The sequence below is a fragment of the Acidovorax sp. 106 genome (genome assembly GCF_003663825.1).
Classification (GTDB): domain Bacteria; phylum Pseudomonadota; class Gammaproteobacteria; order Burkholderiales; family Burkholderiaceae_C; genus Acidovorax.
This window is the reverse complement of the sequence record NZ_RCCC01000001.1, coordinates 1,017,424-1,040,017: the sequence shown is the minus strand read 5'-3', so window position 1 is coordinate 1,040,017 and position 22,594 is coordinate 1,017,424. Positions and strand designations below refer to the sequence as shown.

General features: G+C 60.0%; 17 protein-coding genes, 2 tRNA genes, 3 rRNA genes and 1 pseudogene. 20 read left to right on the top strand and 3 right to left on the bottom strand.

Going from position 1 to position 22,594, the window contains the following annotated elements; genetic code table 11:
* Positions 1 to 375 precede the first annotated feature (375 nt).
* From C8C98_RS04600 to C8C98_RS04525, 16 genes and pseudogenes are all read left to right on the top strand, one after another.
* Positions 376 to 1,904 (top strand): 16S ribosomal RNA (locus C8C98_RS04600).
* 91 nt (positions 1,905 to 1,995) lie between these two features.
* Positions 1,996 to 2,072: transfer RNA gene (locus C8C98_RS04595), tRNA-Ile, on the top strand.
* Positions 2,073 to 2,104: 32 nt separating this feature from the next.
* Positions 2,105 to 2,180, top strand: a tRNA-Ala gene (locus tag C8C98_RS04590).
* Between the two features lie 371 nt (positions 2,181 to 2,551).
* A 23S ribosomal RNA gene (locus C8C98_RS04585) occupies positions 2,552 to 5,430 on the top strand.
* 152 nt (positions 5,431 to 5,582) lie between these two features.
* Positions 5,583 to 5,695, top strand: a 5S ribosomal RNA gene (gene rrf / locus C8C98_RS04580).
* The 16S, 23S and 5S rRNA genes sit together here with 2 tRNA genes alongside, the layout of an rRNA operon.
* Before the next feature lie 196 nt (positions 5,696 to 5,891).
* Positions 5,892 to 6,898 (top strand): annotated as a pseudogene (locus C8C98_RS04575) (IS3 family transposase); the annotation flags it as partial.
* A gap of 179 nt (positions 6,899 to 7,077) precedes the next feature.
* Entirely contained in the window at positions 7,078 to 7,473 is a 396-nt protein-coding gene (locus tag C8C98_RS04570; protein WP_121453320.1) for a MerR family DNA-binding transcriptional regulator, read from the top strand.
* Between the two features lie 121 nt (positions 7,474 to 7,594).
* The gene (locus C8C98_RS04565; RefSeq protein ID WP_121453319.1) at positions 7,595 to 7,978 is read left to right on the top strand and encodes a PaaI family thioesterase; all 384 of its coding nucleotides are present in this window, start codon (positions 7,595 to 7,597) and stop codon (positions 7,976 to 7,978) included.
* Positions 7,979 to 8,008: 30 nt separating this feature from the next.
* Positions 8,009 to 9,199: an isovaleryl-CoA dehydrogenase gene (locus C8C98_RS04560; protein ID WP_121453318.1), complete on the top strand. Its 1,191-nt coding sequence runs from the start codon at positions 8,009 to 8,011 to the stop codon at positions 9,197 to 9,199.
* A 28-nt stretch (positions 9,200 to 9,227) separates the two neighbouring features.
* On the top strand, positions 9,228 to 9,887 hold the full coding sequence (can, locus tag C8C98_RS04555) for a carbonate dehydratase (protein ID WP_121453317.1): 660 nt from the start codon (positions 9,228 to 9,230) through the stop codon (positions 9,885 to 9,887).
* 53 nt (positions 9,888 to 9,940) lie between these two features.
* Complete coding sequence (aceK, locus tag C8C98_RS04550) at positions 9,941 to 11,740, top strand: bifunctional isocitrate dehydrogenase kinase/phosphatase (protein WP_121453316.1); 1,800 nt, start codon at positions 9,941 to 9,943, stop codon at positions 11,738 to 11,740.
* A 65-nt stretch (positions 11,741 to 11,805) separates the two neighbouring features.
* Entirely contained in the window at positions 11,806 to 13,011 is a 1,206-nt protein-coding gene (locus tag C8C98_RS04545; protein ID WP_121453315.1) for an acetyl-CoA C-acyltransferase, read from the top strand.
* Between the two features lie 96 nt (positions 13,012 to 13,107).
* Positions 13,108 to 14,187, top strand: a complete 1,080-nt coding sequence (locus C8C98_RS04540) for a DUF695 domain-containing protein (RefSeq protein ID WP_121453314.1) — start codon at positions 13,108 to 13,110, stop codon at positions 14,185 to 14,187.
* A gap of 62 nt (positions 14,188 to 14,249) precedes the next feature.
* Positions 14,250 to 14,903 carry a pyridoxamine 5'-phosphate oxidase family protein gene (locus C8C98_RS04535; RefSeq protein ID WP_121453313.1) on the top strand — a complete coding sequence of 218 codons (654 nt, stop codon included), beginning with the start codon at positions 14,250 to 14,252 and terminating at the stop codon, positions 14,901 to 14,903.
* A gap of 106 nt (positions 14,904 to 15,009) precedes the next feature.
* Complete coding sequence (locus C8C98_RS04530) at positions 15,010 to 15,678, top strand: SDR family oxidoreductase (RefSeq protein ID WP_121453312.1); 669 nt, start codon at positions 15,010 to 15,012, stop codon at positions 15,676 to 15,678.
* A 50-nt stretch (positions 15,679 to 15,728) separates the two neighbouring features.
* Positions 15,729 to 16,859, top strand: coding sequence for an acyl-CoA dehydrogenase family protein (locus tag C8C98_RS04525; protein WP_121453311.1), 1,131 nt, complete (start codon positions 15,729 to 15,731; stop codon positions 16,857 to 16,859).
* Positions 16,860 to 16,947: 88 nt separating this feature from the next.
* Here the strand turns inward: C8C98_RS04525 and C8C98_RS04520 are convergent, their stop codons facing one another.
* On the bottom strand, positions 16,948 to 17,424 hold the full coding sequence (locus C8C98_RS04520; RefSeq protein WP_121453310.1) for a DUF421 domain-containing protein: 477 nt from the start codon (positions 17,422 to 17,424) through the stop codon (positions 16,948 to 16,950).
* Between the two features lie 131 nt (positions 17,425 to 17,555).
* Here C8C98_RS04520 and C8C98_RS04515 point away from each other — a divergent pair, with 131 nt between their 5' ends.
* The 4 genes from C8C98_RS04515 to C8C98_RS04500 all read left to right on the top strand — a co-directional run bounded on the left by C8C98_RS04515 (position 17,556) and on the right by C8C98_RS04500 (position 21,002).
* Positions 17,556 to 18,260 (top strand): DUF4197 domain-containing protein, encoded by a 705-nt coding sequence (locus tag C8C98_RS04515; protein ID WP_099742089.1) that lies wholly within the window; start codon positions 17,556 to 17,558, stop codon positions 18,258 to 18,260.
* Positions 18,257 to 18,691 (top strand): YchJ family protein, encoded by a 435-nt coding sequence (locus C8C98_RS04510; protein WP_121453309.1) that lies wholly within the window; start codon positions 18,257 to 18,259, stop codon positions 18,689 to 18,691. The genes C8C98_RS04515 and C8C98_RS04510 overlap by 4 nt, the downstream gene beginning before the upstream one ends.
* Before the next feature lie 116 nt (positions 18,692 to 18,807).
* Entirely contained in the window at positions 18,808 to 19,461 is a 654-nt protein-coding gene (locus C8C98_RS04505; protein WP_121453308.1) for an HAD family phosphatase, read from the top strand.
* A 68-nt stretch (positions 19,462 to 19,529) separates the two neighbouring features.
* Positions 19,530 to 21,002, top strand: a complete 1,473-nt coding sequence (locus C8C98_RS04500; protein ID WP_199726547.1) for a patatin-like phospholipase family protein — start codon at positions 19,530 to 19,532, stop codon at positions 21,000 to 21,002.
* A 97-nt stretch (positions 21,003 to 21,099) separates the two neighbouring features.
* Here the strand turns inward: C8C98_RS04500 and C8C98_RS04495 are convergent, their stop codons facing one another.
* Positions 21,100 to 21,780 carry a glutathione S-transferase family protein gene (locus C8C98_RS04495; protein ID WP_121453307.1) on the bottom strand — a complete coding sequence of 227 codons (681 nt, stop codon included), beginning with the start codon at positions 21,778 to 21,780 and terminating at the stop codon, positions 21,100 to 21,102.
* 132 nt (positions 21,781 to 21,912) lie between these two features.
* On the bottom strand, positions 21,913 to 22,587 hold the full coding sequence (locus C8C98_RS04490; RefSeq protein ID WP_121453306.1) for a glutathione S-transferase family protein: 675 nt from the start codon (positions 22,585 to 22,587) through the stop codon (positions 21,913 to 21,915).
* Positions 22,588 to 22,594: the final 7 nt, after the last annotated feature.

Sequence of the window (22,594 nt, the reverse complement as noted above, 5' to 3'; positions counted from 1 at the left end):
GAAAGTTAGGTTTTTGTTGTCGGCGGGTTAAAAACTGTTGTACAATTTAAGGCTGCGCTAAATGCAGTAGTTGTTCTGAAAAGAGTAATTGCTGCAAACTGCAAAGACCCCAAAGTTTGACAGGACTTTAAAAACTGTGCTAGAATTCGAGGCTCAGCTGATTGCAGCTAAGTCGGGAAAGCAAAGAAAACTTCGGTTGATTTGTGATCCGGTTCATTAAAAATATACAGCCGATAAGCGTGGGCGTTTGATGGCGAGTGCCAAGTTCTTTGGAACTAGTGCTTAGCACTACAAACGCTCATGAGAATAGAAGTGAAGTTCACTTCAATTCCGTTTTTATGAGTTAAGTCGAAAGACTTTAAATTTATCAAGATCGAACTGTAGAGTTTGATCCTGGCTCAGATTGAACGCTGGCGGCATGCCTTACACATGCAAGTCGAACGGTAACAGGTCTTCGGATGCTGACGAGTGGCGAACGGGTGAGTAATACATCGGAACGTGCCCGATCGTGGGGGATAACGAAGCGAAAGCTTTGCTAATACCGCATAAGATCTAAGGATGAAAGCAGGGGACCGCAAGGCCTTGCGCGAACGGAGCGGCCGATGGCAGATTAGGTAGTTGGTGGGATAAAAGCTTACCAAGCCGACGATCTGTAGCTGGTCTGAGAGGACGACCAGCCACACTGGGACTGAGACACGGCCCAGACTCCTACGGGAGGCAGCAGTGGGGAATTTTGGACAATGGGCGAAAGCCTGATCCAGCCATGCCGCGTGCAGGATGAAGGCCTTCGGGTTGTAAACTGCTTTTGTACGGAACGAAAAGACTCTGGTTAATACCTGGGGTCCATGACGGTACCGTAAGAATAAGCACCGGCTAACTACGTGCCAGCAGCCGCGGTAATACGTAGGGTGCAAGCGTTAATCGGAATTACTGGGCGTAAAGCGTGCGCAGGCGGTTATATAAGACAGATGTGAAATCCCCGGGCTCAACCTGGGAACTGCATTTGTGACTGTATAGCTAGAGTACGGTAGAGGGGGATGGAATTCCGCGTGTAGCAGTGAAATGCGTAGATATGCGGAGGAACACCGATGGCGAAGGCAATCCCCTGGACCTGTACTGACGCTCATGCACGAAAGCGTGGGGAGCAAACAGGATTAGATACCCTGGTAGTCCACGCCCTAAACGATGTCAACTGGTTGTTGGGTCTTCACTGACTCAGTAACGAAGCTAACGCGTGAAGTTGACCGCCTGGGGAGTACGGCCGCAAGGTTGAAACTCAAAGGAATTGACGGGGACCCGCACAAGCGGTGGATGATGTGGTTTAATTCGATGCAACGCGAAAAACCTTACCCACCTTTGACATGTATGGAATCCTTTAGAGATAGAGGAGTGCTCGAAAGAGAGCCATAACACAGGTGCTGCATGGCTGTCGTCAGCTCGTGTCGTGAGATGTTGGGTTAAGTCCCGCAACGAGCGCAACCCTTGCCATTAGTTGCTACGAAAGGGCACTCTAATGGGACTGCCGGTGACAAACCGGAGGAAGGTGGGGATGACGTCAAGTCCTCATGGCCCTTATAGGTGGGGCTACACACGTCATACAATGGCTGGTACAGAGGGTTGCCAACCCGCGAGGGGGAGCTAATCCCATAAAGCCAGTCGTAGTCCGGATCGCAGTCTGCAACTCGACTGCGTGAAGTCGGAATCGCTAGTAATCGCGGATCAGAATGTCGCGGTGAATACGTTCCCGGGTCTTGTACACACCGCCCGTCACACCATGGGAGCGGGTTCTGCCAGAAGTAGGTAGCCTAACCGTAAGGAGGGCGCTTACCACGGCAGGGTTCGTGACTGGGGTGAAGTCGTAACAAGGTAGCCGTATCGGAAGGTGCGGCTGGATCACCTCCTTTCTGGAAAACTGCATTCAATATTGAACGCCCACACTTATCGGTTGTTGGAACAAGCTGCTGACTTGCGAAGTCATTCGCAAGAAGGCGGAATGGGTCTGTAGCTCAGCTGGTTAGAGCACTGTGTTGATAACGCAGGGGTCGTTGGTTCGAGCCCAACTAGACCCACCATATTCCAATAGACGGATACGTGAGAGGAAACTGGGGGATTAGCTCAGCTGGGAGAGCACCTGCTTTGCAAGCAGGGGGTCGTCGGTTCGATCCCGTCATCCTCCACCACCAACAAGCATCGGACTTCAACACCAAAGCGGCTTTGCAAAAGGCCACTTTGTTGTTGATCAATATCGATTGATCAATCGGCTGTTCTTTAAAAATTCATAGAGTCGAATCAGAGTTGTCAGAGGAAACTGCACATTCGTAAAGGTTTAGTGCAGACCGTGCCTCTGATGACAATTTTTTGATTGCGTCAAAACGAATATTCAATAAGCGAAAGCTGATTGAAGTTCAGTAATGACGAATGTTCTCGGATGAAAGGTAGAAATACCTGGAGTCGAAGAATAATTCACATTACGGCATAACGCGTCAGGTGAAAGACCTGGCAATTCCTTGAAAATAATGGCGATATCTTGAAAGAGATGTCAAAGTTATAGGGTCAAGTGAATAAGAGCATGTGGTGGATGCCTTGGCGATTACAGGCGACGAAAGACGTGATAGCCTGCGATAAGCTTCGGGGAGCTGGCAAATAAGCTTTGATCCGGAGATTTCTGAATGGGGAAACCCACCTTGCAAGAGGTATCGCATACTGAATACATAGGTATGCGAAGCGAACCGGGTGAACTGAAACATCTCAGTAGCTCGAGGAAAAGACATCAACCGAGATTCCGAAAGTAGTGGCGAGCGAAATCGGAAGAGCCTTCTAGTGATAGCACGACTGTTAGCAAAACGGAATGGAAAGTTCGGCCATAGCAGGTGATAGCCCTGTATGCGAAAACAGACGTGTGGTACTAAGTTAGAGAAAAGTAGGGCGGGACACGAGAAATCCTGTCTGAATATGGGGGGACCATCCTCCAAGGCTAAATACTCGTAATCGACCGATAGTGAACCAGTACCGTGAGGGAAAGGCGAAAAGAACCCCGGGAGGGGAGTGAAATAGATCCTGAAACCGCATGCTTACAAAAAGTAGGAGCCCGCAAGGGTGACTGCGTACCTTTTGTATAATGGGTCAGCGACTTACATTCAGTGGCAAGGTTAACCGAATAGGGAAGCCGTAGAGAAATCGAGTCCGAATAGGGCGAATCAGTCGCTGGGTGTAGACCCGAAACCAAGTGATCTATCCATGGCCAGGATGAAGGTGCCGTAACAGGTACTGGAGGTCCGAACCCACTAGTGTTGCAAAACTAGGGGATGAGCTGTGGATAGGGGTGAAAGGCTAAACAAACTTGGAAATAGCTGGTTCTCTCCGAAAACTATTTAGGTAGTGCCTCAAGTATTACCGTCGGGGGTAGAGCACTGTTTAGGCTAGGGGGTCATGGCGACTTACCAAACCTATGCAAACTCCGAATACCGACGAGTACAGCTTGGGAGACAGAGCACCGGGTGCTAACGTCCGGACTCAAGAGGGAAACAACCCAGACCGCCAGCTAAGGTCCCTAAAATTGGCTAAGTGGGAAACGAAGTGGGAAGGCTAAAACAGTCAGGATGTTGGCTTAGAAGCAGCCATCATTTAAAGAAAGCGTAATAGCTCACTGATCGAGTCGTCCTGCGCGGAAGATGTAACGGGGCTAAGCCAGTTACCGAAGCTGCGGATGTGCAATTTATTGCACGTGGTAGGAGAGCGTTCTGTAGGCCTGTGAAGGTGTCTGGTAACGGATGCTGGAGGTATCAGAAGTGCGAATGCTGACATGAGTAGCGTTAAAGGGGGTGAAAAGCCCCCTCGCCGTAAGCGCAAGGTTTTCTACGCAACGTTCATCGGCGTAGAGTGAGTCGGCCCCTAAGGCGAGGCAGAGATGCGTAGCTGATGGGAAACAGGTCAATATTCCTGTACCGATCAATAGTGCGATGTGGGGACGGAGAAGGTTAGCTCAGCCAACTGTTGGATATGTTGGTTCAAGCCTGTAGTCGTGCCTGGTAGGCAAATCCGCCGGGCTTAGATGAGGGGTGATAACGAGTCTGCTTGCAGACGAAGTGAGTGATACCCTGCTTCCAGGAAAAGCCACTAAGCTTCAGCTATTGACGACCGTACCGCAAACCGACACTGGTGCGCGAGATGAGTATTCTAAGGCGCTTGAGAGAACTCAGGAGAAGGAACTCGGCAAATTGATACCGTAACTTCGGGAGAAGGTATGCCCCAAGTAGGTGAACTCGTACAGAGGGAGCCAAAAGGGGTTGCAAAAAATCGGTGGCTGCGACTGTTTAATAAAAACACAGCACTCTGCAAACACGAAAGTGGACGTATAGGGTGTGACGCCTGCCCGGTGCTGGAAGATTAAATGATGGGGTGCAAGCTCTTGATTGAAGTCCCAGTAAACGGCGGCCGTAACTATAACGGTCCTAAGGTAGCGAAATTCCTTGTCGGGTAAGTTCCGACCTGCACGAATGGCGTAACGATGGCCACACTGTCTCCTCCTGAGACTCAGCGAAGTTGAAATGTTTGTGATGATGCAATCTCCCCGCGGAAAGACGGAAAGACCCCATGAACCTTTACTGTAGCTTTGTATTGGACTTTGAACAGATCTGTGTAGGATAGGTGGGAGGCTTTGAAGTGAGGTCGCTAGATCTCATGGAGCCAACGTTGAAATACCACCCTGGTGTGTTTGAGGTTCTAACCTAGGTCCATTATCTGGATCGGGGACAGTGCATGGTAGGCAGTTTGACTGGGGCGGTCTCCTCCCAAAGCGTAACGGAGGAGTTCGAAGGTACGCTAGTTACGGTCGGACATCGTGACGATAGTGCAATGGCATAAGCGTGCTTAACTGCGAGACTGACAAGTCGAGCAGATGCGAAAGCAGGACATAGTGATCCGGTGGTTCTGTATGGAAGGGCCATCGCTCAACGGATAAAAGGTACTCTGGGGATAACAGGCTGATACCGCCCAAGAGTTCATATCGACGGCGGTGTTTGGCACCTCGATGTCGGCTCATCTCATCCTGGGGCTGTAGCCGGTCCCAAGGGTATGGCTGTTCGCCATTTAAAGAGGTACGTGAGCTGGGTTTAAAACGTCGTGAGACAGTTTGGTCCCTATCTTCCGTGGGCGCTGCAGATTTGAGGAAGCCTGCTCCTAGTACGAGAGGACCGGAGTGGACACACCTCTGGTGTATCGGTTGTCACGCCAGTGGCATTGCCGAGTAGCTAAGTGTGGAAGAGATAACCGCTGAAAGCATCTAAGCGGGAAACTCGTTTCAAGATGAGATCTGCCGGGGCCTTGAGCCCCCTAAAGAGTCGTTCAAGACCAGGACGTTGATAGGTCAGGTGTGGAAGCGCAGTAATGCGTTAAGCTAACTGATACTAATTGCTCGTGAGGCTTGACCCTATAACTTTGATAGCCAGCGCACCCAACTAACGGTTGTGTGCAAAGCTCAAAGATTGTTATGCCAAGTTGACGCAGTCAAAACACATAAAATCTGATTCCAAACTCTATGAATTCGCTAGGCTGTTCCACGAACAGCACAGCACCAAGTTATGCCTGATGACCATAGCAAGTTGGTACCACTCCTTCCCATCCCGAACAGGACAGTGAAACGACTTTGCGCCGATGATAGTGCGGGTTCCCGTGTGAAAGTAGGTCATCGTCAGGCTCTTATAGCCCCAATACCCCCCAGTCCATAAGGATTGGGGGGTTTTGCGTTTGGTTTTGATATTTTTAGCCAGCTGCGCCCTGTATTAAATAGCGCACGCTAGCCTTGCACTAGCGGCTGCTGTTCGAGTACCCGACACCTTCGCTTTTTGCGCTTGCACCACGCAGTACGACGAAGAGGCGGCCGGGCGCCCAGGCGCCCAGGCGTTGGCAAGCCATTGACGGCCGAGCAGCAACGCATTCGGCAATTGGAGTCTCAGGTCAGGCAACTGCAATCGGACAATGAACTCTTAAAAAAAGCGTCGGCCTTCTTCGCCCGGGAAATGCAATGATTCAGGACCTGATGAGTGCGCAAGCACAGGCGCAGAAGGCCACGGTAAGCCAGTGGTGCAGGGTGTTGGGCATGAGCCGCTCGGGCTGGTACGCGGCGCGCATGCGCGCCACCACAAAGGCTGCAGTGAGCCCACTGAGCCTTCAGGCCAAAGCGGTCTTCCATGCCAGTGGGAGCAGCTACGGCAGTCGCCGCCTGAGTGCACAGCTGAAATTGCAAGGCTGGGCTGTTGGGCGCCACAAAGCACGCACTCTGATGGCCGCGCACGGGCTGCGAGCACGCTGGCGGCGCAAGTTCACGCACACCACCAACAGCCGCCATGGCTTGGCCGTTGCAGACAACGTACTGCAGCGCCAGTTCAAACCTGACAAGCCCAACCTGACATGGGCCAGCGACATCACCTACGTTCGCACACGCAGTGGCTGGCTCTATCTGGCGGTGGTGCTGGACCTGTTCTCCAGAAAAGTAGTGGGCTGGGCCATGGCCCCGAGCATGCCAGCACAGCTGGTGTGCGAGGCGCTGCGCATGGCCATCACAAGCCGCCGGCCCAAGCCAGGATTGCTGGTTCATTCGGACCGAGGCAGTCAGTACGCCAGCGAGCTGCACATGGGGTTGCTGCAGCGCCATGGCCTGGTGTGCAGCATGAGTCGCAAGGGCAACTGCTGGGACAACGCTGTGATGGAAAGATTCTTCCTGAACTTGAAGATGGAGCGTGTCTGGCAGCGCGACTATGCAAACCATGCCGAGGCCCAGGCGGACATCGCGGACTACATCGTGGGCTTCTACAACCCTATCAGGCTGCACTCCACGCTGGGATACCAGTCACCCAATAGCTATGAGATGCAGCAGGCGTTGTCAGCTCACTCAGCTTGAACGAACCTCCCCTATCGGAATGTCCGAAAAAACTTGACCACGACAGAGCGCCTGTTCAATCGGCCGTTCGTTGCAAGATTTCAGACATATGGGCTGCCTTGCGATAGCATTGACGAAAACGTAAACGTCAGTTTGAACCGGGTGGTGCTTTAGAGCTCCGCTACGCGTTTTCCTTCAGCATGGCCAACACTTACACCATCAGCGAGCTCGCCAAAGAGTTCGATCTCACTACACGGGCGATCCGTTTTTACGAAGACATGGGGTTGTTGCAGCCCGAACGCACAGGTGTAGGGGGACGGGTGCGGATTTACAGTGCGCGTGATCGAACTCGTCTGCGTTTGACGTTGCGCGCCAAGCGCCTAGGCCTCTCCTTAACGGAGGCTAAAGAGATCATCGATCTGTATGACAGCCCCAGAGACACGGGTGTGCAGTTGAAAAAATTTTTGGATGTGCTTGCAGTCCATCGCAAGCAATTGGAGGCGCAATTGGCAGACCTCCAGGCCAATCTGGAAGAAGTTCGCGACCATGAAAAAGAGGCCCGTGCGTTGTTGTTGAAGTCAGAAAAGCAAAAATGATTCATAATTGACGTTTACGTAAACGTCAATTCGTGGTGCTTTCGTGACAGCTTCTAAATTCGAGCCTCGGTGCACATCATTTCGGTCCCGTGTTGAATACAGCTTTCGCAAACAAGGCGCGATGGCAACGCTGGGCGCTCGCTTGGCTGCTATTGCACCGGGTGCGGTCGATATTGAACTGGACTGGGCCGACGGACTGACCCAGCAGCATGGCTTTTTACATGCCGGAGTCGTATCTGCTGCTCTGGACTCCGCTTGCGGTTATGCCGCTTTGACACTCATGCCTGAGGATGTTGCGGTTCTCACCATTGAGTTCAAGATCAATCTGCTGGCACCCGCTGCGGGAGAGTGCTTCCGCATGGAAGGTCGTGTGCTGAAGTCTGGGCGCACGATCACCGTATCTGAAGGCCGCGCCTTTGCGCTGCAGGCGGGGCATGAAAAGCTCATTGCCACCATGGGCTGCACCTTGATGGCGGTAGTGGGGCGCGAGCAACTGCGTGATTGACACCAACCATTCTGATAAGGAGACAACCCCATGAGCCTTCCATCCAACCTTCCTGGTTTGAACTTTCAACTGGGTGAAGACATCGACGCTTTACGGGATGCCGTGCGGGATTTTGCACAGTCGGAAATTGCGCCTCGCGCTGCTGAAATCGACCACACAGACCAATTTCCGATGGACCTGTGGCGCAAGATGGGCGACTTGGGCGTGCTCGGCATCACCGTGCCCGAACAGTACGGAGGCGCCGCCATGGGCTACCTGGCCCACATGGTTGCGATGGAGGAAATCTCGCGCGCCAGCGCCTCGGTGGGGCTGTCTTATGGCGCACACAGCAACTTGTGCGTGAACCAGATCAACCGCAACGGGAATGGGGCGCAAAAGGCCAAGTATCTGCCAAAGCTCATCAGCGGTGAACACGTGGGCGCCCTGGCAATGAGCGAGCCTGGTGCGGGCTCGGACGTGATCAGCATGAAGCTCAAGGCCGAGGACAAAGGCGGCTACTACCTGCTCAACGGCAACAAAATGTGGATCACCAATGGCCCGGACGCCGACACCCTGGTGGTCTATGCCAAGACGGAGCCCGAATTGGGCGCGCGCGGCGTCACAGCCTTCTTGATCGAGAAAGGCATGAAGGGATTTTCCATCGCTCAAAAGCTCGACAAGCTCGGCATGCGCGGCAGCCACACCGGCGAGTTGGTGTTCCAGGACGTTGAAGTGCCCGCCGAGAATGTGCTGGGTGGGGTGAACCAAGGCGCCAAGGTTCTCATGAGTGGCCTCGACTACGAGCGTGCCGTACTGACAGGAGGGCCCTTGGGCATCATGCAGTCGGTGATGGACAACGTCATCCCCTATATTCACGACCGCAAACAGTTCGGGCAGAGCATTGGCGAATTCCAGCTCATTCAGGGCAAGGTCGCAGATATGTACACCGTGCTGCAGGCAGGGCGCTCGTTCGCTTACACCGTGGCCAAGAACCTGGACATGCTGGGGACGGACCATGTTCGCCAAGTGCGTAAGGATTGCGCCAGCGTCATTTTGTGGTGCGCCGAAAAGGCCACCTGGATGGCCGGAGAAGGCGTGCAGATTTTTGGCGGCAATGGCTACATCAACGAGTACCCGTTGGGCCGCCTGTGGCGTGATGCCAAGCTGTACGAAATTGGCGCAGGTACCAGCGAAATCCGACGCATGCTGATTGGCCGCGAATTGTTTGCAGAGACCTGCTGACCGATATCCCAAAGACCCAAAGGACACCATGCCCACATCCATCGACGACCTGTTTGTACACAACCGCGCTTGGGCGGCACAGATGGAGCGTGAGCGGCCCGGCTTTTTCACCAGCCTGCTGGCGCAGCAAAAGCCCAAGTACATGTGGGTGGGGTGTTCCGACAGCCGGGTGCCGGCCAACCAGATCACGGGGCTGGAGCCGGGCGAGGTCTTTGTCCACCGCAACGTGGCCAATGTGGTGGTGCCTACCGATCTCAACTGCCTGTCCACCATCCAATATGCGGTGGACCAGTTGCATGTGGAGCACCTGATGGTGGTGGGCCACTACGGCTGTGGCGGCGTGCTGGCTGCGCTCGAGGGCATGCGTGTAGGGTTGGCCGATAACTGGATCCGCCATGTGACGGATGTGCGGGACCGCCACCGCGATCTGATTGCCTCGGTCGCCCCAGAGCATCGCCATGATGTGCTGTGCGAGCTCAACGCCATTGAGCAGGTGGTCAACATTGCGCAGACCACGGTGATGCTGGACGCTTGGGGCCGTGGCCAGAAGGTGACATTGCATGGCTGGTGCTACGGGCTCAAGGACGGGCTCATCAACAACCTGCACATGACGGTGGACAGCACCGAAGGCCTGGACGCTCTGTACCGCGCGGCCATCGCTGGCGTGGCGGCCGCTCGGCGGGGTTAAGGCGCCAGAACGGGCTCTGGGTAATCCGGCGATCAGCTCCCACCAGCGCAGCCATGTTCCCCCAGCGGCTCGACTCCCCCCAGGCCTACGCCATCGCCAAGGCGATGATGGACGGTTTTAACCGCCATTACCGCCTGTTTCGCACCGAATCGGCCCGTGCCAAGCACCGGTTTGAAACCGCCGATTGGCTCGGTCAGCAGCGGGCGCAGCGTGAACGCATCGAGTTCTACGACCTGCGCGTCAAAGAGTGCGTGCGGCGGCTGGAGAAGGAGTTCGGGGCAGGCGCGCAGCCCATGGCGGTCTGGCACCAGGCCAAGCTCCACTACATCGGGCTGTTGGTCAATCACCACCAGCCCGAACTGGCCGAGACGTTTTTCAACTCGGTCACCTGCAAGATCCTGCACCGAACGCATTTTCAGAACGACTTCATTTTTGTGCGCCCAGCCGTCAGCACCGAATACATCGAGAGCGACGAGCCCACCGCCAAACCCACCTACCGCGCCTACTACCCCTCGCGCGATACGCTGCACCAGACGCTGATCACCATCGTCGAGAACTTTGGGTTGCAGCGCGCCTTTGCCCACCTCGAGCGCGACACGCGCCATGTGCTGGCCGCCATGCAAACCCGGCTGGCGCAGGTCAAGCTGCGGGCCAACTTCCAGATCCAGGTGCTCACCAGCCTGTTCTTTCGCAACAAGGGTGCCTACGTGGTGGGGCGGATCATCAATGGCTTCACCGAGGTGCCCTTTGCCCTGCCCATCCTGCACGACGACCAGGGGCATCTGACCATCGACGCCGCGCTGTTTGGCGAGGAAGACCTGCAGATTCTTTTCAGCTTTGCACGGGCGTACTTCATGGTCGACATGGAAGTGCCCAGCGCCTACGTGCAGTTTCTGCGCAGCCTCATGCCGCGCAAACCTCGGGCCGAAATCTACAACGCGCTGGGCCTGGCCAAGCAGGGCAAGACGCTGTTTTACCGCGATTTTCTACAGCACCTGCGGCACTCCACCGACCAGTTCCGCATTGCGCCCGGCATCAAGGGCATGGTCATGCTGGTGTTTGACCTGCCCAGCTTCCCGTACGTCTTCAAGCTCATCAAAGACTACTACCCGCCGCAAAAAGACACGACGCGCGAACAGGTCAAAGGCAAGTATTTGCTAGTGAAGCAGCACGACCGCGTGGGGCGCATGGCCGATACGCTCGAATACAGCGAGGTGGCGTTTCCGCGCAGCCGCTTCAGCGACGAGCTGATTGCCGAGATCGAGAAATTTGCGCCCAGCCAACTAGAAATCAGCGACCGCGATGGCGATGGCCAGACCGAAGTCATCATCAAGCACCTGTACATCGAGCGTCGCATGATTCCGCTCAACATCTACCTGCAAGAGGCGCTGGACGCTGGGCCTGATGACCCGCACGCATGCCAGCAGATCGAGCGCTGCGTGATTGAGTACGGCAACGCCATCAAAGACATGGTGGCCGCCAACATCTTCCCTGGCGACATGCTCTGGAAGAACTTTGGCATCACCCGCCACGGCAAGGTCGTGTTCTACGACTACGACGAGATCGAATACCTCACCGACTGCAACTTCCGCCGCGTGCCCGCGCCCCGCAGTGAAGAGGACGAGATGAGCGGCGAGGTCTGGTACACGGTGGGCCCACGCGATGTGTTTCCCGAAACCTTCGGTCCCTTCCTGCTGGCCCAGCCCGTGGTGCGCGATGCCTTCATGCGGCACCACGCCGACCTGCTGGACGCCGCCTTCTGGCAGGCGCACAAAACCCGCATTCAGGCCGGTCATGTGATCGACGTGTTCCCCTACGACCAGGAGCGGCGTTTTGTGCACGCCCCGGCCTGAATGGCACGCACGCGCCTGACGCAGTTTTTCATGCTTCGTTCCACTTTTTAAAACAGGAGACACCCATGCCGACACCTCACACACCAGCCCACCAAGACCCTATCGTCATCACCGGCGCCGCGCGCACGCCCATGGGCGCGCTGCAGGGCGACTTTGCTGCGCTGGCTGCGCACGACCTGGGCGGCGCAGCCATCCAGGCCGCTGTGCAGCGTGCCGGCATTGCCCCCAGCGCCGTGGGTGAGGTGCTGTTTGGCAACTGCCTGATGGCAGGCCAGGGCCAGGCCCCCGCACGCCAAGCCGCCTTCAAGGCCGGCTTGCCCAAAGAGGCGGGCGCTGTCACCCTCAGCAAGATGTGCGGATCGGGCATGAAAGCCGCCATGATGGCGCACGACATGCTGCTGGCCGGCACCCACGACGTGATGGTGGCGGGCGGCATGGAAAGCATGACTAATGCCCCCTACCTGCTGCAAAAAGGGCGCGGCGGCTACCGCCTGGGCCACGACCGCATCTTTGACCACATGATGCTCGACGGCCTGGAAGACGCCTACGAGGCTGGCCGCTCCATGGGCACCTTTGGTGAAGACTGCGCCGCCAAGTACCAGTTCACCCGCGAGCAGCAAGACGCCTTTGCCACGGCCAGCGTGCAGCGCGCCAAGGCCGCTACCGAGTCTGGCGCATTCGCCGCCGAGATCGCGCCCGTCACCGTCAAGACCCGTGCGGGCGAGGTGGTTGTGTCGGTGGACGAAGGCCCAGGCAAGGTCAAGCTCGAAAAGATCGCCACCTTGAAGCCCGCCTTCAAGAAAGACGGCACCATCACCGCCGCCTCCAGCTCCAGCATCAACGACGGCGCTGCGGCGCTGGTGCTCATGCGCCAGTCCACTGCCCAGCAGCTGGGCAGCCAGCCCGTGGCCCGCATCGTGGCCCACGCCACGCATGCGCAAGAGCCCGAATGGTTTGCCACCGCACCCGTGGGCGCCACGCACAAGGTGCTGGCCAAGGCGGGCTGGCAGGTGGGCGATGTGGATCTGTGGGAGATCAACGAAGCCTTCGCCGTGGTGCCCATGGCCCTCATGAAAGAGCTGAACCTGCCCCACGACAAGGTCAACGTCAACGGCGGCGCCTGCGCGCTGGGCCACCCCATCGGTGCCAGCGGTGCGCGCATCATCGTCACGCTGATCCATGCCCTCCAGGCCAGGGGCCTGCGCCGTGGCGTGGCCACGCTGTGCATTGGTGGGGGCGAGGCCACGGCCATGGCCATTGAGCTGGTGTGATGGCCCGCCGCTGGCCTTGATGTAAAGCAGCCCATCCCGCGCGGAGTGGGCTGCTGCTTCTGAAATACTACGGGTTTTCACCCCCTCAGGAACCCCATGCCGTCCACACCCCACATCGCCGCGTTCTGGCGCGATTTCGCAGCCGCCGAAGCCACCCTCCAGGCCGTGCCGCTGCGCGAGCGCGTGGAGCAGGCCAACGACCTGCTGACGCCCCATGTGCAGGGCCTGGCGCTGGAGATGCAGGGCGGTCCGGACGACGAAGTGATCGAGCTGATCGTCACCGCGCACGGCAGCATTGAAAACTTTCCGCTGCTCTCGCAGGTGGTGGCTGCCGCCCCCAAGCTGGCGCACTACCGGGTGACCGCGTTCCGCGAGCGCAGCAAGCACCCTGACTTCCCCATCGGCATGGACGGGTTCGAACTTTCCACCAACGACGTGCTGGTAGCGCTGCAGCAAGACAACGGCCAGGTGGCGCTGGAGCTGCGCTTTGCCCGCGAGATTCCGCACGACTTTGAGGACCATGCCCGTCACATGACCTTCATCATGATGGACCACGTGCTGGGTGAATTCGACTTTGCCGTGAAGGTGGGCGCGGTGGACTTTGTGGGCGAAGACTACGACCAGGACGCGACCTGGACGCCGCTGGGCCAGCTGCAGCCCGTGTTCGATGCCTACTGGGTGCAGACCCTGGGACGCACCGGCCACTTCCCCACGGGCGAGCCCAGTTGGGACGGGCTGGAGCTGCAGTTCAACTGTGCGGTGGACGACGAAGGCAATGACGTCGAAGACGGCGATGGGGAGGGGGACGGCGAAGGCCCGCAAGAAACCGGCGTGGTGATGATCAACACCAGCGCCAACGCCGTGGCCATGCGCGCCGACCTGGCCTACGCCCTGACGTTGGACCTGGCCGTGCCCGACAGCGAGACCCTCACGGCAGTGCAAGACCTGCACGACCAGGCCGCCACGCTGCTGCAAATCCCGCAGCTGGGCATTTTGGCGATGACGCTGATGCGCGCTGGCCGCCGCCAAGCCCTGTACTACGTGAGCGACGAGCAACTGGCCAAGCAAACCCTGGCGCCTTTGCTGCTGCGTGACGAGGCCGCCTCGCTGGAGCTGAAGGTGGGGTTTGACCCCGCTTGGTCGGGCTACTTTGAGTACGCGGGCTACCTGTCCTGATCCCCTTGTCCATCGGTGGGCGTGCCACGCTTACCGTCACGGTTTGAACGCTGGAGTCCCCCATGATCGACACCCTGGAGCAGCTGCGCAGCCTGTACGCCCAACCCGCCGAGCGGGCCCTGCGCAAACAGCAACCGTTGCTGGACGCCCATTGCCAGCACTTCATCGCTCTCTCGCCGTTTTGTGTTGTGGCCTCTGCCGGTGCCACCACAGCGCTGGGTGGGCCGGGCGGGGCGCTGCTCGATGCGTCCCCGCGCGGTGGCGCACCAGGCTTTGTCAAAACGCCCGATGCCCAGACGCTGCTGCTGCCTGACTCGGGCGGCAACAACCGGCTCGACACCCTGACCAACCTGCTGGCCGACCCGCGCATCGGCCTGCTGTTCATGATTCCCGGCGTGGACGAAACCCTGCGCGTGAACGGCACCGCCCGGCTGCGCGAAGAGACCGCTTTCACCGACCTGTTTGCCGCCGAGCGCCAGCGCCCCCGGCTGGTCATCGAGGTGCGGGTGGCCGAGGCCTATTTGCACTGCTCCAAGGCCTTCATGCGCTCGCGCCTGTGGCAGGCCGATGCGCAGGTAGACCGCAGCGTGCTGCCGTCCATGAACCAGATGATCCACGACCAGATCGGCCTGGCCACCGAGCCCGAAACCCACGCGGCGATGCTGCAGCGCTACCGCGCCCAACTGGCGCAAGAGCAGCAGTTGGGCGATGCGTGAGATGAAGCCGCCCTGCGGCAATGGGTTGTTTGTTTTGCTCACTTATTGATAGCTGCCTGCGCTTTATGAAAAAGCGCTGGAGGCCCATTTCATTCAAATTTCATACATGAAATCCATCCTCATCATCGGCGCCTCCCGTGGCATTGGCCTGGAGCTGGTGCGCCAGTACACCGAAGCGGGCCGCCGCGTGATCGCCACCGTGCGCGACGACGCCGGGCGCGAGCGCGTGCAGGCCCTGGGCGCAGACGTGCTCACCGTGGACGTAGCCAACCCCGCCAGCGTCAGCGGCCTGGCTTGGCAGCTGGACGGTGAAAAGCTCGACCTGGCGCTGTACGTGGCGGGCGTCATCCGCCGCCCCAACGCGCTGACGCCCCCTACGCAGCAAGACTTTGATGCCGTCATGCACACCAACGTGCTGGGCGCCATGCAGGCCATCCCGCAGGTGGCCCCGCTGGTGGCCGATGCGGGCGGCGTGTTTGCCTTCCTCTCATCGTCCATGTCGCAGATCGGCAGCGTGCCCAACAGCGAATCGTGGCTGTACCGCACCAGCAAGGCCGCGCTCAACATGGCCGTGGCGGCGGCCCAGCACAACTACCCCGGCGCCACGCTGGTCACCATCGACCCCGGCTGGGTTCAGACCGACATGGGCGGCGGCACCGCGCCGCTGACGGTGGAGGACAGCGTGCGCGGCTTGCGCAACACCCTGGCCAGCGTGACCGCTGCCGACAAAGGGCGGCTGCTGCACCACGATGGCCGCCGCGCCAGCCACTGGTAGGCCGCCATCGCAACCCCTCATCCCACATAAAAACTCTGGAGACAAAAACCATGCTGCTCACCCAAGACCAGGAAATGATCCGCGACGCCGTGCGCGATTTTGCCCAAACCGAGCTGTGGCCCCACGCCGCCCGCTGGGACAAGGAACACCACTTTCCCAAAGAGGCCCACCAGGGCCTGGCCGCCCTGGGCGCCTACGGCATTTGCGTACCCGAAGAGTTCGGCGGCGCCCACCTCGACTACGTCACGTTGGCCCTGGTGCTGGAAGAAATCGCGGCGGGCGATGGCGGCACCAGCACCGCCATCAGCGTGACCAACTGCCCGGTCAACGCCATCCTCATGCGCTACGGCAACGCCCAGCAAAAGCGCGACTGGCTCACGCCCCTGGCGCGCGGCGAAATGCTGGGCGCCTTCTGCCTGACCGAGCCGCACGTGGGGTCTGATGCGTCGGCTTTGCGGACTACCGCCGTGAAGCAGGGCGACGAATATGTGATCAACGGCGTCAAGCAGTTCATCACCAGCGGCAAGAACGGCCACGTGGCCATCGTGATCGCCGTCACCGACAAGGGCGCGGGCAAGAAGGGCATGAGCGCTTTCCTCGTGCCCACCAGCAACCCCGGCTACGTGGTGGCGCGGCTCGAAGACAAGCTGGGCCAGCACAGCAGCGACACGGCGCAGATCAACTTCGACAACTGCCGCATCCCGGCCGAGAACCTGATCGGTGCCGAGGGCGAGGGCTACAAGATCGCCCTGGGCGCGCTCGAAGGCGGCCGCATCGGCATCGCCGCCCAAAGCGTGGGCATGGCGCGCAGCGCGTTCGACGTGGCGCTGGCGTATTCCAAAGAGCGCGAAAGCTTTGGCACCGCCATCTTCAACCACCAGGCGGTCGGCTTTCGCCTGGCCGAGTGCGCCACGCAGATCGAGGCCGCGCGCCAGCTCATCTGGCACGCCGCCGCGCTGCGCGATGCGGGCAAGCCTTGCCTGAAGGAAGCCGCCATGGCCAAGCTGTTTGCCAGCGAGATGGCCGAGCGCGTGTGCAGCGCTGCCATCCAGACGCTGGGCGGCTACGGCGTGGTGAACGACTTCCCGGTGGAGCGCATTTACCGCGACGTGCGCGTGTGCCAGATCTACGAAGGCACGAGCGATGTGCAGAAGATCCTCATCCAGCGTGCGCTGGCCTAAGGCCCTCCCTTTGCAGAGTATTTGCTATTGATTTAATAGCTGCTGGCGCTTGTTGAATAAGCGCTAGCAGCCATTTTTGTTTGAATATTCAGGGTGTGCTGCGCGGCTTCAGCACCACCGTGATCTGGCCGTTGGTCTCGATGGTGGCGCGCTCCACCTCGTGCAATGCCAGGCAGCCGCTGGCGCGCAAGGCGGCGCCCAGGTCGTCGGCGGTGATCAGCTCCTCGCGCATCAGCCGCTCGTTCACCTGCCCCTTGTCCACCAGCACCTGGGGTGTGCCATCCACCCAGCGCGCTAGGCGGGGGGACCGGAAGGTCAACCGCGCCAACACCACGTGGCAGCCGATCAGCGTCAGCGCCGAAATCAGCCCGCCCACCAGCGAGTTGTCGCCCGCGTTCATCGAGTTTTGCACCGCGTTGGACAGCACCAGCAGCAGCACCAGGTCGTAGGGCGCGTACTGCCCGGTTTGGCGTTTGCCCGTCAGCCGCAAAAACACCAGCAGGAAGACATACACCACCATGCCCCGCACGACAAACTCCCACCACGGCACGCTCAATTGCCACATCGCACTACTCCTTGTTGCACCTTGTCTGGCGCAGCCAGTCTAGGGCTTCCCTCCTCTCGGCGAAAATCGGCCCCTGTTTGTCGCGCTGGCACTGCCAGTGTGTTGTCCACCTCCAATGAAAGACCCCCACCATGCAGCGCCGCCATTTCCACCAAGCCAGCGCAGGGGCGCTGGGTGCCCTGTTGCTGGCCATCGATTCCCGGGCCTGGGCCCTGTCGCTGGGCGACTTGACCAACGCCGACGCCTCCAGTGGCCTCAAGGCCGCCCTGGCGCAAGGCGCGCAGGCAGCGGTGTCCTTGCTCGGGCGCACCGACGGGTTTTTGGGCAACCCGCAGGTGCGCATCGGCCTGCCGGGCTACCTGCAAGACGCGGCCAAGGTCATGAAGTCCATGGGCCAGGGCAAGCGCATTGACGAACTGGTCACCTCCATCAACCGCGCCGCCGAGGCCGCCGTGCCCATGGGCAAAGACCTGCTGGTGGGCGCTGTGCAGTCCATGAGCGTGACCGACGCCAAGAACATCCTGGCTGGCGGCGATACCTCTGTCACCCAGTTCTTCGTCACCAAGACCCGCGCCCCGCTGGCCGAGCGCTTTTTGCCCGTGGTGAACCAGGCCACCGAAAAAGTCGGCCTGACCCAGAAGTACAACGCATTTGCGGGCAAGGCCGCCAGCTTTGGCCTGCTCAAGCCCGAAGAGTCCAACCTGGCCACCTACGTCACCGGCAAAACGCTGGACGGCCTGTTCTTCATGATCGGTGAGGAAGAGCGCAAGATCCGCCAGAACCCCGCCGGGGCGGGCAGCGCCATCTTGCAAAAGGTGTTCGGGGCCTTGCGTTGAACCCCAAGAAAGCGGCCCCTGCCACGGCGGCCTGCCCCTGTGGCCGCCAGCAAGGCACGGGCGCCAAAGCCCAACCCGTGGCGTATGCCGAATGCTGCGGCCGCTACCTGGACCACTGGGACACCCAGCCCGCCCCTGACGCCGAGCACCTCATGCGATCGCGCTACACCGCCTTTGTGCGTGAGCGCTCCGACTATCTGCAGGCCACCTGGCACCCCAGCCACCGCCCTGTGTCGCTGGACTTTGACCCTGCCACGCAGTGGCTGGGCCTGGAGGTGCGCGGCCACTGGGTGCAAGACGCCGACCACGCCGAAGTCGAATTCGTCGCCCGCCACCGGCAGGGCGGCCGCGCCGTGCGCTTGCACGAACGCAGCCGCTTTGTGCGCGAAGGCGGGCGCTGGTTCTATGTGGATGGTGACATGAACCCCTGATCGACACGGCCCTAACTCTCACAACCCCCTCCATCAACCAACCCCTGAGGCCGTGCCCCTTGCACGGTTTTCAGGTAAATAGGCCTCTAAGGCAATATTAATAAGCGCTGGAAGCTATGAAATTTGAAGCAATATTGTTTGATTGCGATGGCGTTTTGGTCGACAGCGAACCGATCACCAACGGCGTGCTGTGCGCCATGCTCAATGAAGCCGGCTGGGCCATCGGCGCGCAAGAATGCATGGACATCTTCATTGGCAAGACCGTGCGCAGCGAGGCCGCGCGCATCGAGGCGCACACCGGCCAGCCGCTGACGGACGCCTGGATGGCCGCGTTCTACGCGCGGCGCAACGCCGAGCTGGAGGCCCGCCTCACGGCCATTGAGCACATCCACCCTGCCATTGAACGGGTGCACGCTCACCATGGCGGGCGCATCGCCTGTGCCTCGGGGGCCGATCGGTTCAAGGTCGAGATGCAACTGGCCAAGGTGGGGCTCGCCCGCTTCTTTGAAGGCCGCGTTTTCAGCGGCCACGAAATGCCCGCCACCAAGCCCGCCCCCGATGTGTACCTGGCCGCTGCCGCCGCATTGCAAACCCCACCGCAGCGCTGCGCGGTGGTGGAAGACACCGTGACCGGCGTCACGGCCGGGGTGGCGGCCGGTGCCACCGTGTTCGCCTACGCGCCTCTGGACGACGGCGCTGCGCTGCGCGCCGCAGGGGCCGTGCATGTGTTTCGCAGCATGGCCGATTTGCCTGCACTGCTGGGCTGCTGACCACCGATCCGATTCGCGCCCCGTTCCGCCCCCCGTTCCCCACGCTCAAACTGCATCGGTGTTCCATCATGTTGAAGCACAAACCCCTCACTCTCCCGCTCCATGCCCTGCGCCGGGGCCTGGCCCTGACCTTGGCCCGGTGTGCCTTGGTGGCTGGCCTGGGGCTTTTGACCGCGTGCTCGTCGGTGCGCCCCTGGATCAACGAGCCCATGCCGGTGGAAGACCAAAGCGTGCCCCCGCGCAAGTCCGAGCGCGACCCCTCCATCCTGGTGGCCGTGACCTTGTCGGGCGGCGGCGCGCGTGCGGCGGCATTCGGGTTTGGGGTGCTGACGGAGATGCAGCAAACCCGCTTTGACTGGAACGGCGAGCCCACTACGCTGCTGGACGCCACCGATGTGGTCAGCGGCGTGTCGGGCGGCAGCATTGTGGCCGCCTACTTTGCTGCCCACGGCATCGAGGGGCTGCCGCGTTTTGAGCAAGACTTTCTGCGCCAGAACTTTCAAAACAGCCTCATCACCCAGGCCCTGCGGCCCGGCAACCTGATCGACCTCACCTCGCCCTGGCTGGGGCGCACCCACTTACTCGCCCGCCGCTTGGATGAGCTGTACGAAGGGCGCACCTTTGGCGATGTGGAAAAGCGCCCGCGCCACCCGCAGCTGTTCATCACCGCCACCGACATGTCGCTGGGCACGGGCTTTGAATTCACCTGGGAGCAGTTTGCGTTGATCTGCTCTGACCTGCGCAAAGTGCCCTTGTCGTTTGCGGTGGCGGCTTCCTCGGCCGTGCCCTTGCTGCTCAGCCCTGTCACTTTGCGCAACTACGCCGACCAATGCCCCGAGCGCCAACGCACCACCACCGTCGCCGCTGAGCGCGCCGCGGCCAACGACTACCGCGCGCGCCTGTACCGTGCGCACGAGCTGAGCTACCAAGACGCCGAGCGCAGGCCCTACATCCACCTGGTGGATGGGGGGCTGGCAGACAACCTGGGCGTGCAGCGCTTGCTGGACCGTGCCATGGCCGTTGGTGGCCTGCGCGAGACCTTCAGCGAAGTGGGCATCCCCCCGCGCAGCATCCGCAAGCTGGTGCTCATTACCGTGAATGCCGAGCGCGACCCTTCGTACCACATCGATGCGCAGGACAACGTGCCCAACATCGCGCAGGTGGTGGACACCCTGCTGTTTGGCGCCGGTTCGCGTTCCACCCGCGAGACGCAGGAGTTTCTGCGCGACATCACCCAGCGCTGGCGCAAATCCCTGGCCGAGGGCGCACGCGGCGGCTTTGATGCGTTTGCCGACGATGCCGAGGTCCACGTCATCCCCGTCAACCTGCGCGATGCCCCAGACGCCGTGGCACGCCGCAGGCTGCTGCAAGTGCCCACGGCGTTCTCGATTGCACCCGACGAAGTCACCGGGCTCATCGAAGCCGGGGGCAGCGTGCTGCGCCATTCGCCAGAGTTTCAGGCGCTGGTGCGGTCGCTGAAGGGAGCGGCTGCACCACCTGCACCACCTGCACCACCTGCACGGCTGCAGGCGCAGGATTGAGCGGTAGACCACTCTGCCTGGACCGAACTGGCTGGGAGCCGCCAAGAAGGTAAAGGCGCGGGGGGCACAAAGAACCCGCAGTCGCACCCACGGCCGTTCAAGGCCGTGTGTCGGGGGCCGGGGTGGTTGGCACGTCTTGTTCTTCTGCCGCACGCGTTTGCGCAGCCATGGCCCGCTGGTAGCCAGGCCGCGCCTGCAGCCGCTGCCAATAGGCCTGCGTGGCCGGGCCACACTGCTCCACCAGCCCCAGGTGCTGCGCCAACAGCAGCGCATACCCCACCGCCACATCGGCCGCCGTGAAGCGGCCCGCACACAGGTAGTCGCTGTGCGCCACGGTAGCTTCCACCGCCCGCAGCCGGGCCAGAAACCAGCGGCTGTAGTCCTCCACCACCTGCGGCTGCTTGCGCTCTGCAGGCTCAAAGCGCCCATAGCGCAGCACCAGCGTCTGCGGAAAGGTCAGCGTGGCATCGCTCATGTGCAGCCAGTTCAGGTAAGCCCCATACGCCGGGTGCGTGGGCACCACATCCAGCCCTGCATCGGAGTGCGTGGCGGCGAGGTACTGGCACATGGCTGCGGATTCGGTCATGCGCACCTCATTCGGCGTCTCACCCTGCACCATCAGCGGTACCGTGCCCAATGGGTTCTCTTCCAGAAACCACCGGGCCTTGGCGCGCGGCGGGAAGGGCAGCATGTGGAGCTGGTAGGGCAGTTGCAGCTCTTCGAGCATCCACAGGGGGCGGAAGGAGCGGGCGCTGATGCAGTGGTGGAGATGGAGCATGGGTGTGTGTACGCGTGACTGTGACTGTCCTTAGCTTAGCTTGCGACGCACGGTGGTCAGAAGCGAGGACGTTGGTGAAAGTACTGCCGGGCAGTCTTCTGGTGAGCCGTGTTGTGCAGAGCGGGATAGCTATTACGGTGCCAGCCAAGAATCGTATCGCTGCAAGTGGGCGTGAAAAAGCGCTGCATAGTCTGAAGGTGCCGCGGCGATCACACTGGGCCGCGCTGCGAGGCTGTAGCGCCAAGCACCTATCTTCGGCATTCCCTCAAAGAGCGCTGAATTTTTGTCAGGCGCCAGCCCCTCAAAATAGCGAAATACGGGAGCGAACACGGCATCGACCATGCTGAACTGGTCTCCTCCAAAGTAAGGGCCAGTACCGAGTGCGTCTTCCAGACGGTCAAGCTTGTCCCTGAAAGCCACGGCTTTCATGCTGGCAGCGGTGAAATCCTTGGCATTCAAATAGCCCCAGGCATCGGCCAGAGTCGCCGATCCAAACTCGATCCAGGCACGGTGTTGCGCGCGTACCAGTGGGTCGCTGGGGTGCAGCGGTGTCCCGGCCTGTGTCTCTTCCAGATACTCGCAGATGGCCATGCTTTCGAACAACACCTTGTGCGTACCGTCGTTGCCATGGATTTTGAGCAAAGGCACTTTGCTGGTCGGAGACATCGCCAGGAACCAAGCAGGCTTTTCCGAAAGGTCCACGTCAATCCTGGTGAAGGGAATGCCCTTCTCCAGCAGCACGATAGCGGCGCGCTGTACGAATGGGCAGAGAGGGTGGCTGATGAGGCTGAGTGCAGAGGTTGACATAGGTGGT

What these genes read in the sequence shown, in the direction of transcription:
- C8C98_RS04570 (WP_121453320.1), top strand. Translation starts at nt 7,078, where the DNA reads ATGGCCAACACTTACACCATCAGCGAGCTCGCCAAAGAGTTCGATCTC.
- C8C98_RS04565 (WP_121453319.1), top strand. Translation starts at nt 7,595, where the DNA reads ATGGCAACGCTGGGCGCTCGCTTGGCTGCTATTGCACCGGGTGCGGTC.
- C8C98_RS04560 (WP_121453318.1), top strand. Translation starts at nt 8,009, where the DNA reads ATGAGCCTTCCATCCAACCTTCCTGGTTTGAACTTTCAACTGGGTGAA.
- can (WP_121453317.1), top strand. Translation starts at nt 9,228, where the DNA reads ATGCCCACATCCATCGACGACCTGTTTGTACACAACCGCGCTTGGGCG.
- aceK (WP_121453316.1), top strand. Translation starts at nt 9,941, where the DNA reads ATGTTCCCCCAGCGGCTCGACTCCCCCCAGGCCTACGCCATCGCCAAG.
- C8C98_RS04545 (WP_121453315.1), top strand. Translation starts at nt 11,806, where the DNA reads ATGCCGACACCTCACACACCAGCCCACCAAGACCCTATCGTCATCACC.
- C8C98_RS04540 (WP_121453314.1), top strand. Translation starts at nt 13,108, where the DNA reads ATGCCGTCCACACCCCACATCGCCGCGTTCTGGCGCGATTTCGCAGCC.
- C8C98_RS04535 (WP_121453313.1), top strand. Translation starts at nt 14,250, where the DNA reads ATGATCGACACCCTGGAGCAGCTGCGCAGCCTGTACGCCCAACCCGCC.
- C8C98_RS04530 (WP_121453312.1), top strand. Translation starts at nt 15,010, where the DNA reads ATGAAATCCATCCTCATCATCGGCGCCTCCCGTGGCATTGGCCTGGAG.
- C8C98_RS04525 (WP_121453311.1), top strand. Translation starts at nt 15,729, where the DNA reads ATGCTGCTCACCCAAGACCAGGAAATGATCCGCGACGCCGTGCGCGAT.
- C8C98_RS04520 (WP_121453310.1), bottom strand. Translation starts at nt 17,424, where the DNA reads ATGTGGCAATTGAGCGTGCCGTGGTGGGAGTTTGTCGTGCGGGGCATG.
- C8C98_RS04515 (WP_099742089.1), top strand. Translation starts at nt 17,556, where the DNA reads ATGCAGCGCCGCCATTTCCACCAAGCCAGCGCAGGGGCGCTGGGTGCC.
- C8C98_RS04505 (WP_121453308.1), top strand. Translation starts at nt 18,808, where the DNA reads ATGAAATTTGAAGCAATATTGTTTGATTGCGATGGCGTTTTGGTCGAC.
- C8C98_RS04500 (WP_199726547.1), top strand. Translation starts at nt 19,530, where the DNA reads ATGTTGAAGCACAAACCCCTCACTCTCCCGCTCCATGCCCTGCGCCGG.
- C8C98_RS04495 (WP_121453307.1), bottom strand. Translation starts at nt 21,780, where the DNA reads ATGCTCCATCTCCACCACTGCATCAGCGCCCGCTCCTTCCGCCCCCTG.
- C8C98_RS04490 (WP_121453306.1), bottom strand. Translation starts at nt 22,587, where the DNA reads ATGTCAACCTCTGCACTCAGCCTCATCAGCCACCCTCTCTGCCCATTC.